Origin of the sequence: Yoonia sp., assembly GCF_046498525.1 — a bacterium.
GTDB lineage: Bacteria > Pseudomonadota > Alphaproteobacteria > Rhodobacterales > Rhodobacteraceae > Yoonia.
Map to the genome: position 1 here is coordinate 1 of NZ_JAWOAN010000062.1, position 12,551 is coordinate 12,551.

Genomic DNA, 12,551 nt, shown 5'->3' on the forward strand with positions numbered 1-12,551 from the left:
CGCCTCTTTCATGATCCCGAAATAGGCCAGTTCGCAGTCGCCGCTGTCCTGAAAATCCAGCTCCACCAGACCGATGGGGGTGTCACCTTGCCGGATCACCCAGACTTCGGTTGTGTCGCGTTGCAAGATTTGCGCAAGCTGTGCGCTGTCGATCTCCAGCCGCGACGACCAGAGCCATGGCGCACCTACAGCCCGAAAGAGCGCACGATAGCTGGCGATGTCGGGCGTCTCGCGCATGGCGGTGATGCCCGCAGGAAAGTCTTTGGCATCGGCCATCGCCGGCGCTGCCATCTGCAGATAGGTGACCACCGCCGGAACATGGCCCGGCGGTATCGCGTGCATTCCTTCGGCAATCATCCCTTGAGGATGCTCCGGCCTGCGTAAAGGGCTGTTTCACCCAGCATTTCTTCAATGCGGATCAACTGGTTATACTTTGCCAACCGGTCAGAACGTGAAAGCGACCCTGTCTTGATCTGGCCGCAGTTGGTCGCCACGGCAAGATCCGCGATGGTCGCATCCTCGGTCTCCCCCGAGCGGTGGCTCATGACATTGGTGAACTGCGCACGGTGGGCCATGTCGACGGCCTGCAAGGTCTCGGTCAGTGTGCCGATCTGGTTGACCTTCACCAGCATCGCATTGGCCGAACGGTTTGCGATACCTTCCGCAAGGCGGGTGGGGTTGGTTACGAACAGGTCGTCGCCGACCAGTTGGACACGGTCGCCCAGCACCTCGGTCAGTGTCGCCCAGCCATCCCAGTCGTCCTCGGCCATGCCGTCTTCGATGCTGATGATGGGATAGTCGGCGACAAGCTGTGTCAGGTAGGCTGTATTTTCATCCGATGTCAGCGACAGGCCTTCGCCCTTCATCTCGTATTTGCCGTCCTTGTAGTATTCCGTCGACGCGCAATCGAGGGCGAGGTAGATGTCTTCGCCGGGCGCATAACCTGCCTTTTTGATCGACGTCATGATGAAATCCAGCGCATCACGCGTGCTGGCAAGGTTCGGGGCAAAGCCGCCTTCGTCACCGATCCCGGTGTTGTGGCCCGCCGCAGAGAGTTCTTTTTTCAAGGTGTGGAATATCTCGGACCCCATGCGCACGGCTTCGCGGATGTTTTCCGCGCTGACCGGCATGATCATGAATTCCTGAATGTCGATCGGGTTATCAGCATGTTCACCACCGTTGATGATGTTCATCATCGGAACGGGCAGGGTGCGTGCGGATGTGCCGCCGATGTAGCGAAACAGCGGCTGTGCGGTGAACTCGGCAGCTGCTTTTGCCACGGCCATCGAAACACCAAGGATCGCGTTCGCGCCAAGGCGGGCTTTATTGGGCGTGCCGTCCAGTTCGATCATCGTCATGTCGATCGCCACCTGTTCGGTCGCATCAAAGCCAAGGATCGCTTCGGCGATTTCGCCGTTGACGGCAGCGACCGCTTCAAGCACGCCTTTGCCCATGTAGCGCGATTTATCACCGTCACGCTTTTCCACGGCCTCATGCGCGCCGGTGGATGCGCCCGATGGCACAGCCGCGCGGCCCATTGTGCCGTCTTCCAAAATCACGTCGACCTCGACCGTGGGGTTGCCCCGACTGTCAAGAATTTCGCGGGCGTGAATGTCGATGATTGTGCTCATGGGGTATGCTCCTGGGGCAGGGATGTTAGCGGTATCAGGCGCTCTATAGCGCGGGTTGCGACGCAAGTGAAGCGCGGCGCAAGCGTGTCTCGCGCCAAAGGGTATAAATGCCTGATGCGATAATGATCGCGGCGCCGATGATCGTGGCCGCATCGGGGATTTCGGTGAAGACAATGTAACCGACCATCAGCGCAAAAACCATGCGGCTGTAGCGGAAAGACGAAATAATGCCTGCGTTGCCCTTGCGGGTTGCGGTGATGATCGCAAGATAGGCCAGCATCCCGATCACCACACCGGCGCCCAGCAGCGCCCACTGCGGCGCCGTCGGTACGACAAGCGCCTGTCCTTGCAAGATCACCAGCAGGAAAGCGGCCGGTGCGACCATGCCAAAGGCGTGGATGCCCAACTGTGGCCCTGTCAGATCAACCGTGAGGCTGCGGGTCACCAGATCACGTGCGGCAAGCCCGAACATGCCACCCACCGCCAGAAGTGTTGCCGGTACAAAACCGTCCATGCCGGGCCGGATGATGATCAGCACACCCGCAAACCCCACGATGATTGCAATCCATCTGCGCCACCCGATCCCCTGACCCAGAAACAGCGCAGCCCCCATCGCGACGACCAAAGGGGTAGCCTGAATGACGGCCGAGGCGGTCGTCAGCGGGATCAACGCAAGGGCCGACACGAAAAAACAGGATCCGATGACTTCACAAAGGCCGCGGATGATCACCTTGGTATGCAGATAGGCGGGCTGCCATAGGCGCTCGCCCCTGAAAGCGGACCATGCCAGGAAGGACAGAAACCCGCCGAGACAAATGATTCCAAGGACCTGACCCGCCGGGATCGCCCCGGCCAAGCCTTTGATCAGGGCGTCCTCCACCGCAAAGCAGAACATCGCAAAGACCATAAAGACAGCGCCGCGGATATTGTCCAAGTTCAGTCGTCCTTTTGTGTGAGTGGCACGGCATAAAGTTCCAGCCGGTGCCCCATGAGGCGATACCCCAGTTTGGCGGCAATGCGTTCCTGCAATGCCTCGATCTCGGGATCGACGAATTCGATGACCTCGCCGGAATGTACATCGATCAGGTGATCGTGGTGTTCACGGTCCGCAGCTTCATACCGCGCACGGCCATCACCGAATTCATGCTTTTCCAGAATGCCGGTTTCCTCGAAAAGCTTGACCGTCCGGTAGACGGTCGCCAGCGATATCCGGGGGTCCGCCGCCGCCGCGCGATTGTACAGTTCTTCGACATCGGGATGATCGTCCGCATCCTGCAGGACGGCCGCAATGGTACGCCGCTGGTCCGTCATGCGCAGCCCGTTGGCCTCGCAGCGTTCAAGAATGGTCGTCTTCATACCGGCCTCATGTTGTCTTGACGCCTCTGATAGCTGGGCGGGCGGCTGGTTTCCAGTGGCTTAGACGCGAAGTGCGTGATCTGGCATCTGGTGGCGCAGAAAGGGCAGGCGCGCCCACGTCCCGCCCAAGGGCCGCACCTGTGCGCCCGTGCCGATCTTGAATCGTGCAAGACCGGGTGTATTTTCGGTATCGACGAGGCCAAGGTCCATGCGGCTGAAGCCGCGCTGCGAAAACCGGTCGGCGGCGTCGATAATCATGCGGTGATGTGCACACAGCTCTCTTCCGCGCGGGCCGGTCCAGCCGATATGATAGGTCGCGACCGGCCAGTGAAGCAGAAACAGCATCGCTGCGATCGGCGTTTCGCGTTCATAACCGACAATGACCTGCACCTTATCTGGCTGATCCCGCGCGTAGGCATCGATCAGTGCGTGGGGCAGGCCGCGAAACCGCTTGCTGCGTTGCTGCGCAAGATCGGCTTTCAGCAGCCATGCGTGTCTTTGCTTTTCATACGGCGTTTCGGCCAAGGTCATGGGTGATGATCGTGCCACGCGCCATGCGTTTCGCCACTTTGGTGTCATTGCAGCCTGTCGCGCACCTTCTGATCGCGAAAGATCAAGTTCCGCCACATGGGCATTGGTCATCAGCCGGTAAAAACCGGCAGCCCGCAGCAGTGTATCATCGGGTTTATCTGCATTGATCAGCCGCAGTTCCGAGCCGCGCATCGCGTCGTCCTGCCCGACCCGCTGCCAGACGGGGCCCCGCGAGGTGATCAACTGGCCGCATTGCCGGACAGCCAGAACCGGCGCAGCACCGTCGATATCGACAAACCGCACCGGCCGCCCCAAACGCGTCAAAGCCGCAGCGAAGTGGGGGTGTTGCTGGAGCGGCATGGCAATCCGTGTTTTCATCATCGAGGTTAAGGCATTTGAAACCTAAGCCGTGGTTAATGCACCTATGGAAAAGCAGAAAAAACCCGTTTGCGACATTCACGCACCCGCCCCACGGCCTACAGTCTTGGGGGCCGCGTTGATCGCGGTTATTATGACGTTTCCTGTGGCCGTGACGATCCTGTTCGTTGGTCTTTTGTTGCTTTAACCCAATTGCACCAGCGCGTGCCGCTTCTTGCCGGCGCTGAGCTTAATGGGGGCTGACAGGGCATCGGCGTCAATCATCATGCCAGCCTCGGTGAGGGGGGCGTCGTTGATCCTGGCGCCGTTCTCGGCGATCAGGCGTTTGGCTTCCTTGCCGCTTTTCGCAAGGCCAGATTTCACGATCAGTTGCACAATCGAAATGCCATCGCCCACTTCGTCGGCACTCAGCGTCAAAGTCGGCAGGTCGTCACCAACGCCGCCCTTTTCGAACACTTCGCGCGCTGTCGCCTCGGCCGCTTGCGCGGCATGCGCGCCATGCAAAAGGGTTGTCACCTCATTGGCGAGGATGATCTTGGCGGCGTTGATCTCGGAGCCTTCGAGCGCACCGAGGCGGTCACATTCCTCGACCGGCAGTTCGGTATAAAGCTTGAGAAAGCGACCGGTGTCGGCATCTGTCGTGTTGCGCCAGAACTGCCAGAATTCGTAAGGGCTGCACATGTCAGCGTTCAGCCACACGGCACCGGACTGGGATTTGCCCATCTTCTTGCCGTCGCTGGTTGTCAACAAAGGCGAGGTCAGCCCGTAAATCTCGTGATCCAGCACACGGCGGGTCAGGTCGATTCCGTTGACGATATTGCCCCATTGGTCCGAACCGCCCATCTGCAACAAACAACCGTAGCGGCGGTTCAGTTCAAGAAAATCATAGGCCTGCAGGATCATGTAGTTGAATTCAAGGAACGACAGCGATTGTTCGCGGTCCAGTCGCGATTTTACGGACTCAAAAGACAGCATCCTGTTGATCGAAAAATGCCGCCCGATATCGCGCAGAAAATCGAGATACTTCAGATCGTCCAGCCATTCGGCATTGTTCAGCATCAAAGCGCCGGTCGGCGTGTCGTCATAGCTGAGGTAGGCTGCAAAGACCTGTTTGATACCCGCGATATTGTCGTCAATCTGGTCCGGTCCCAGTAAGGGGCGCTCATCGGCGCGGAACGACGGATCGCCCACCTTGGTCGTGCCCCCCCCCATAAGGGTGATCGGCTTGTGCCCGGTCTTTTGCAGCCAGCGCATCATCATGATCTGGATCAGCGATCCGACATGCAGCGATTTTGCGGTTGCATCAAAACCGATATAGGCAGGCACGACCGCCTTGCTCAGCGCCTCGTCAAGGCCCTGATAATCCGTGCAATCGGCCAGAAAACCGCGCGTCATCATGACATTCATGAATTCGGATTTGGGATGGTAGGGCATGGGCTTGTTCCTGTAAGTGTCTTGGATGCACTCTATAAGCGGGACGAAGGCATAGGGAAAGCGGATGTTGCAGACAGGTGTGGTGACAGCTTTGGGCACGATGTCGGGCACATCGCTTGATGGGGTGGACGCGGCTGTCGTGCATACCGACGGCATATCCATTCACGGCATTGGACCATCCTCCTATCATGCCTATTCAGAGCAAGAGCAGGTAACGTTGAAGGCACACTTGGGGCGGTGGCAGGATGAAGACTGCACGAAGGCTGCAACAATCGTCGAAGAAGCGCACATGACGGTGATGCAGCCCTTTGAGGGTATCGATATCGCCGGATTTCACGGACAGACCCTCGCGCATGATCCGGGTGGGCGCGGGACACATCAATGCGGTGACGGGGCAAGACTGGCCGAGGCGCTTGGCTATCCGGTCGCATGGGATTTTCGCACCGCTGATGTAGCTGCGGGCGGGCAGGGCGCGCCACTGGCCCCTTTTTATCACTTTGCGCTGGCCAAGTGGATCAAGGCCGCGGCACCTATCGCGTTTCTTAATCTGGGCGGCGTCGGGAATATCACATGGGTGAATCCCGCCTGCGATGACCCCGCTGATCCTGCGGCTTTGCTGGCATTTGACACGGGCCCCGCCAATGCGCCGATGAACGATCTCATGCGTCAAAGGCAAGGGCTTGGATACGATGCGAATGGCGATATTGCCGCGCAAGGAAGGGCTGACGCCGACATCGTCGCGGGGTTCATGAAACATCCCTATTTCGGCAAGGCCGCGCCAAAGTCTCTGGATCGCGATGCCTTTTCCGGGCTGGCGCAGCCGGTGATGAAGCTGTCCGACGCCGATGCGCTGGCCACGCTGGCCGAGGCGGTTGTGTCGAGTGTCGCCGCCGCCTGCGCGCTTTGCCCGACAGTGCCGCAGACACTATTGGTCACCGGTGGCGGGCGGCACAACAAGACGCTGATGTCAGGGCTGGCCGACAGGCTGGCCTGCAACGTGGCCCGAGTTGAAGATGTCGGGCTGGATGGTGACATGCTCGAGGCACAGGCCTTTGCCTATCTGGCTGTCAGGGTTGCACGCGGCCTGCCGATTTCAAGCCCGCAAACCACCGGTATAGCGCAGCCCATGGCCGGAGGAAGGATTGCAAGGTCTTGCAATAACACAGGTTAAGCTCGCGAAAAGGCACGCTAAAAACCGCCAATCCGTGCACAATTACGCCAATTTCATGAAATTGTGTCAAGAATAGGCGGCAATTGGCCGATGGGCTGCGGTTTCTTCTACCCGAACCCGCCTATCGGATTCACGGCACCGTGAGAGCCGTTGAACCGGCCGTAAAAAGTGCCACCTGATGACTGCACGACAACCGAATTAACGGAGTATAGAAATGAAAATGATGATTAAATTAGCCAGCACGAGCATATTGGTCGCACCTTTGGCCCTTGCTGCAGGCATGGCAACAGCTGGCGGTCTGGCAGAGCCCGTCGCGACACCGGCACCCGTCACTGTTGCACCCGCACCCGTTCCAATGGGTAACGACTGGACAGGGTTCTACGCCGGTGGCCAGCTTGGCTTCGGGCAACTGGACTCGGATAGCATTAACGACGAAGACGATCCATCGGGTGCCATCTATGGTGTCCATGCCGGATACAATTACGATCTGGGCAATATCGTTCTGGGTGGCGAGATCGATTTCGACGGAACCAACATCGAAGTGGATAGTCCGGCGACAGACGTTGATTCAGTGGCGCGCTTGAAAGCGAAGCTGGGATATGATGCAGGCCTCTTCATGCCTTACGTGACTGCCGGTGTGGCACGCTTGGAGACCAGCGGTACACCGTTGGATGGTGATACAGACGGTGCCTTTGCTGGTCTGGGCCTGTCCTACATGGCTACTGATACATTGATCGTGGGCGGTGAAGTGCTGCAGCACCAGTTTGAAGACGTTGCAGACAATGACGGTGTCGATATCGATGCAACGACATTGTCGCTGCGGGCATCGTTCAAGTTTTAAACGGATAAGGGAATAAGCATCCATCCGCACTGTCCCTTCCCCAAGAACCACTGCACCGGATGCTTATAGGGGCCTGTCATTAAATTGGCAGGCCCCACATTTATGATAGCAGATCGTTGCCGTTACGCTGCTTTCATAGCTGCAAATGCAATAAGCCGTGACAGCGCATCGACATAGCGGTCATCCGCAATGGTCATCGCCACACGGATATGCCCCGCCGCAGCTTGACCAAAGCTTTCGCCCGGCATCACGGCGATCTGTTCCGCGTCAAGCAGGGCATTGGCAAAGCCCTCGCCACTCATTCCGGTCGCACGAATATCGAGCATCACATACATCGCGCCCTGCGCAGGCACGGCGCGGATCACGTTCTGGCCTGCCAGCGCCTGCATGGTCAGCGCCTGTCTGCGACGGAAAGGGGCGGCGACCTCTTCTTCGACGGCATCGCCTTGGTTCAATGCGAAATCGGCCGCGTCCTGAATGAAACCTGCCACGCCATAGGTCGTATGTGTGGCAAGGTTGACGATCTGTTCAATCGCGTCCGCAGGTCCGCAAATCCAGCCGACGCGGCTGCCTGTCATGGCATGGCTTTTCGACATCGACCCGACCACCAAAGTACGATCCGCCATGCCCGGCAGGCTGCGTGGGCTGATATGGGCGCCTTCCCAGACTTGCGTATCATAGACCTCGTCCGAAATCAGCCAAAGATCGTTTGCGATGCACGCATCCGCGATCGCGTGGAGCGTTGCAGCTGAATAGACCACACCGGTCGGATTGTTGGGCGTGTTCACCAACAGGGATTTTGCGCCTTTGGTCTGGGCCTTCAACGCGTCTGCGGTTGGCTGGAACGCGGTATCGGGTGATGTCACGATGGCCTTTGGCACAGCACTCGCACCCCGGATGGTGCCTGGGTAGGTGGCGTAATAGGGATCGATATAGGCGGCTGTATCGCCGGGATTGCAGACGGCTGTGTGTGCTGCATAAAGTGCGGCCTGTCCGCCGGGTGTGATCAGGATATTGTCCGCTGTGGTCGGCACACCCGTTCTTGCAGCGATCCGCGCGGCAACGGTTTTGCGCAACGCATCTGTGCCCGGCACCATGGCATAGCCTGTGTGCCCACCCACCGCTGCGTCATGCATGGCGTCCAGAATGGCGCGGCTGGTTCCGATGTCATGTTCGCCAATGGTCAGTTCGGTGACGGGAACGCCATCCGCGATCATGCGTCGGGCTTTGTAAAAGACGTCCCAGCCGTCAGAGCCGCCGCCGGTGATATGTGTAATACGATGCGAGAGTTTCATGCGGTGCAGGGGAACGACTTTGATATGGCGAAGTCAAGTGGTTGCGGACAGTGTTTCATGCGGCTCTGACATCTGGTGCAAGAGCCACTCGACGAACCCACTTCCACCTGCTATCAATCGCACATGAAGAGCATCTGCATCATCAACTGCTGCATTATTATCTGCTGACATCAGTCGCGGGTTGCTCTTTGTCGTTTCACATTCAAACAGACCTTGGTAAGCCCGCGGCGTAACGCTGCGCGAGGCACCTATGACGACGATCCGCCTGAACAACACAAAGACCCGCAAACGCGAGGACTTTGTTCCGATTGATCCGCAAAATGTGCGCATGTACCTATGCGGGCCGACCGTCTATGACCGCGCGCATCTGGGCAACGCCCGCCCGTCGCTGGTGTTTGACGTCCTGTTCCGCCTGCTGCGCGAGGTCTATGGCGCGGATCACGTGACCTATGTGCGCAACTTCACCGATGTGGATGACAAGATCAACGCGCGTGCAGCCGAGAGTGGCCGCGCGATTGGCGATATCACCGCCGAGACGATCCATTGGTATCACGACGACATGGATGCACTGGGTGTCCTGCGCCCCACCCATGAACCGCGCGCGACGGATCACATCGCCCAGATGATCGTGATGATCGCGGATCTGGTTGCGAAGGGCCACGCTTACAAAGCCGATGGTCACGTGCTTTTTGCGGTCGACAGCTATGCAGAATACGGTGCGCTTTCGGGGCGCTCTACCGACGATATGATTGCCGGGGCCCGCGTTGAGGTGGCCCCCTACAAGCGCAATCCGATGGATTTCGTGCTGTGGAAACCGTCGGGTAACGGCGTGCCGGGCTGGGACAGCCCTTGGGGTTACGGGCGTCCGGGCTGGCATATCGAATGTTCGGCCATGAGCCATGAATTGCTGGGCGAAAGCTTTGATATTCACGGCGGCGGCAATGATCTGCAATTCCCGCACCATGAAAACGAAATCGCACAGTCGGCCTGCGCCCATCCGCATGGCGAATTTGCCCGTTACTGGGTCCATAACGAGATGCTGCAGGTCGAGGGCAAGAAAATGTCCAAGTCCTTGGGCAACTTCTTTACCATCCGCGACCTGCTGGATCAGGGCATTCCGGGCGAGGTGATCCGTCTGGTGATGCTGGGCACCCACTATAGCAAGACCATGGACTGGACCGAGGCCCGCCGCGCCGAAGCCGAAGGCACGCTGCGCAAGTGGTACGGCATTTTACACGGACACAGCTTTGGGCCGGATTTGATTGCGGCACTGAAGGCCGAAGGCAAATGGATGCCCGATGCCGAATTCATTGGCGTCTTGGCGAATGATCTCAATACTCCCGGTGCTTTGGCGCGTCTGCATGTTCTCGCCAAGGGCAAGACGCCGGTTGCTTTGGCGGGCTTTGCCTATGGGATGCAGATGCTGGGGCTGGTGAACGACTGGGCAGCGATCCCGCAGTTCGATGGCGGTGAGGCGGGTGCGGGTGTGGCCCCGGCAGTTGCCCAACGTGTGGATGCACTCTTGGCGGATCGCGCGGCGGCGCGGACGGCCAAGGATTGGGCGCGCGCCGATCAGGTGCGCGATATCCTGAATGCTGCCGGCGTACAGGTCACGGATGTGGGCGGTCAGGCGACATGGGTGCCGGGGCCGGATTTCGATGCGGCCAAGCTGGAGGGGCTGTAATGGCAAAAGAACGTCTTTACCTCTTTGACACCACGCTGCGCGACGGGGCGCAGACCCAAGGCGTGCAATTCTCTGCCGGTGAAAAACAGCAGATCGCCGCAGTTCTGGATCATCTTGGGATGGACTATATCGAAGGCGGCTGGCCCGGTGCCAATCCCACCGATACAGAGTTTTTTGCCGATCCTCCGAAGACAAAGGCGACCTTTACCGCCTTTGGCATGACCAAGCGCAGTGGCCGCTCGGTGGAGAATGACGATGTCTTGGCGGCGGTCATGAACGCGGGCACGCCTGCGGTTTGTCTGGTCGGCAAGGCGCATGATTTTCACGTGACCACAGCGCTTGGCATCAGCCTTGAAGACAATGTCGCGAACGTGGCCGCCAGCTTTGCCCATATCAAGGCACAGGGCCGCGAGGGGCTTTTCGATGCCGAGCATTTCTTTGACGGCTACAAGGCAAATCCTGATTACGCATTGCAAACCGTTCACGCCGCCTATGATGCGGGTGCGCGCTGGATTGTTCTTTGCGATACCAACGGTGGCGTGCTGCCCCATGAGGTGTCGCAGATCGTCACGGCGGTGATTGCCAGCGGTATTCCCGGCGATCATCTGGCGATCCATACCCACAACGATACGGAAAACGCGGTAGCCAATACGCTGGCCGCGGTTCTGGCAGGTGTGCGGCAGGTACAGGGAACGTTGAACGGACTGGGCGAACGTTGCGGCAATGCAAACCTGACGACCCTGATCCCGACGCTGTTGTTGAAAGAACCCTATGCGAGCCAGTTTGAAACAGGTGTGTCGATGGAGGCGCTGAAGGGGATGCGCCGTGCCTCGCGCCTGCTGGATGATATCCTGAACAGGGTACCTGCCAAGCAAGCGCCTTATGTCGGGGCATCGGCCTTTGCGCATAAATCGGGGCTGCATGCCTCGGCGATTGCCAAAGACCCCAGCACTTATGAGCATATTGACCCTGCTGCGGTGGGAAACACGCGCATCGTGCCGATGTCCAATCAGGCGGGCCAGTCGAACCTGCGTGCGCGCCTGCTGGATGCAGGGCTAGAGGTTGCGGCGGACGATCCCGCCCTGCCGCGTATCGTCGAACGGATCAAGGAACGCGAGGCGCAAGGGTTTTCATATGACACAGCACAAGCCAGTTTCGAGCTGTTGGCGCGTGAAGAACTGGGCACCTTGCCCCGTTTCTTTGAGGTGAAGCGCTACCGTGTCACGGTCGAGCGGCGCAAGAACAAGCACAATCAGATGGTTTCAATTTCCGAAGCCGTTGTCGTCACCAAGGTCCATGGCAAGAAGATGCTGAACGTCAGCGAAAGTCAGGGGCCGGACGGGTCGGATCAGGGCCCGGTCAACGCATTGTCGCGCGCGCTTTCCAAGGACCTTGGACCTTATCAGGACATTATCGACGATATGCAGTTGGTCGATTTCAAGGTGCGGATCACCAATGGCGGCACCGAGGCGGTCACCCGTGTCATCATCGACAGTGAGGATGGCAAGGGCCGCCGGTGGTCTACAGTCGGCGTCAGTGCCAACATCGTCGATGCATCCTTTGATGCGCTGATCGATGCGATCAACTGGAAACTGATCCGCGATGGTGCAAAGGCGGAAGCATGAGCTTTGAGGCCTGTGCCGCTTTGGTCGAAAAGGCTGATCCGCTCCGGTTTCGCGTGGCGATGGCGGCACCCGTAACTGCGCGCCGAATCCTGTTTCCGCTTTATGCGTTCAATGTCGAAGTTGCCCGGGCGCCTTGGGTGACACAAGAAGCCATGATCGCAGAGATGCGCCTGCAGTGGTGGCGCGATGCGCTTGAAGAGATTGCAGAGGGCAAGACGCCGCGCCGTCATGAAGTCGTGGATGCCTTGGCCGTGTGTCTGGATCGTGAGGGCGCGCAGTGCCTTGATGGGCTGATCGCGGCGCGGCGGTGGGATGTGTATAAGGACGCATTTGAGGGGCCGGATCATTTCGAAGAATATATCGACGCGACATCGGGGCATCTGATGTGGACGGCAGCGCGGTTACTGGGTGCCGCCGATGAAACAACCGTCCGCGATTTTGCGTATGCTGTCGGTGTCGCAAACTTCTTTCAGGCGGTTCCGGCGTTGCAGAGCCAAGGCCGCGCCCCTTTGATTGACGGGTCGGACGCGGGAATTGCGGCACTTGCCGGTCAAGGGCTGGCACGCTTGGGCAAAGCGCGTGAGGCGCGAAGTAAGGTTTCGAAA

At 58.9% G+C, this 12,551-nt stretch carries 11 protein-coding genes and 1 pseudogene; 5 read left to right on the plus strand and 7 right to left on the minus strand.

Translation table 11 applies throughout. The annotated features are described in order from the left end of the window. The 6 genes and pseudogenes from R6T97_RS03870 to tyrS all read right to left on the minus strand — a co-directional run. Nucleotides 1-357 (minus strand): annotated as a pseudogene (locus R6T97_RS03870) (GNAT family N-acetyltransferase); the annotation flags it as partial. Then, nucleotides 354-1,631: a phosphopyruvate hydratase gene (eno, locus tag R6T97_RS03875; protein WP_410347985.1), complete on the minus strand. Its 1,278-nt coding sequence runs from the start codon at nt 1,629-1,631 to the stop codon at nt 354-356. The gene eno and the pseudogene R6T97_RS03870, both read right to left, overlap by 4 nt. A 43-nt stretch (nt 1,632-1,674) precedes the next feature. Next, complete coding sequence (locus R6T97_RS03880; protein ID WP_410347986.1) at nt 1,675-2,565, minus strand: DMT family transporter; 891 nt, start codon at nt 2,563-2,565, stop codon at nt 1,675-1,677. 2 nt (nt 2,566-2,567) lie between these two features. Beyond that, nucleotides 2,568-2,987, minus strand: a complete 420-nt coding sequence (locus R6T97_RS03885) for a Fur family transcriptional regulator (protein WP_410347987.1) — start codon at nt 2,985-2,987, stop codon at nt 2,568-2,570. A gap of 60 nt (nt 2,988-3,047) precedes the next feature. Then, nucleotides 3,048-3,899 carry a GNAT family N-acetyltransferase gene (locus R6T97_RS03890; RefSeq protein ID WP_410347988.1) on the minus strand — a complete coding sequence of 284 codons (852 nt, stop codon included), beginning with the start codon at nt 3,897-3,899 and terminating at the stop codon, nt 3,048-3,050. Between the two features lie 180 nt (nt 3,900-4,079). Further along, on the minus strand, nt 4,080-5,330 hold the full coding sequence (gene tyrS, locus R6T97_RS03895) for a tyrosine--tRNA ligase (protein WP_410347989.1): 1,251 nt from the start codon (nt 5,328-5,330) through the stop codon (nt 4,080-4,082). 64 nt (nt 5,331-5,394) lie between these two features. On the opposite strand from tyrS, the gene R6T97_RS03900 reads away from it, so the two are divergent. Both R6T97_RS03900 and R6T97_RS03905 read left to right on the plus strand, forming a co-directional pair. Next, complete coding sequence (locus R6T97_RS03900; protein WP_410347990.1) at nt 5,395-6,501, plus strand: anhydro-N-acetylmuramic acid kinase; 1,107 nt, start codon at nt 5,395-5,397, stop codon at nt 6,499-6,501. A gap of 220 nt (nt 6,502-6,721) precedes the next feature. After that, nucleotides 6,722-7,342, plus strand: coding sequence for an outer membrane protein (locus R6T97_RS03905; protein WP_410347991.1), 621 nt, complete (start codon nt 6,722-6,724; stop codon nt 7,340-7,342). Between the two features lie 122 nt (nt 7,343-7,464). On the opposite strand, the gene R6T97_RS03910 is transcribed toward R6T97_RS03905, so the two are convergent. Further along, the gene (locus R6T97_RS03910) at nt 7,465-8,637 is read right to left on the minus strand and encodes a pyridoxal phosphate-dependent aminotransferase (protein WP_410347992.1); all 1,173 of its coding nucleotides are present in this window, start codon (nt 8,635-8,637) and stop codon (nt 7,465-7,467) included. Between the two features lie 250 nt (nt 8,638-8,887). On the opposite strand from R6T97_RS03910, the gene cysS reads away from it, so the two are divergent. The 3 genes from cysS to R6T97_RS03925 form a co-directional block, all read left to right on the plus strand. Then, nucleotides 8,888-10,321: a cysteine--tRNA ligase gene (gene cysS / locus R6T97_RS03915; protein ID WP_410347993.1), complete on the plus strand. Its 1,434-nt coding sequence runs from the start codon at nt 8,888-8,890 to the stop codon at nt 10,319-10,321. Further along, nucleotides 10,321-11,946 carry a citramalate synthase gene (gene cimA, locus R6T97_RS03920; RefSeq protein ID WP_410347994.1) on the plus strand — a complete coding sequence of 542 codons (1,626 nt, stop codon included), beginning with the start codon at nt 10,321-10,323 and terminating at the stop codon, nt 11,944-11,946. The genes cysS and cimA overlap by 1 nt, the downstream gene beginning before the upstream one ends. Next, the coding region (locus tag R6T97_RS03925) for a squalene/phytoene synthase family protein (RefSeq protein WP_410347995.1) at nt 11,943-12,551 on the plus strand (609 nt) is incomplete at its 3' end. The genes cimA and R6T97_RS03925, both read left to right, overlap by 4 nt.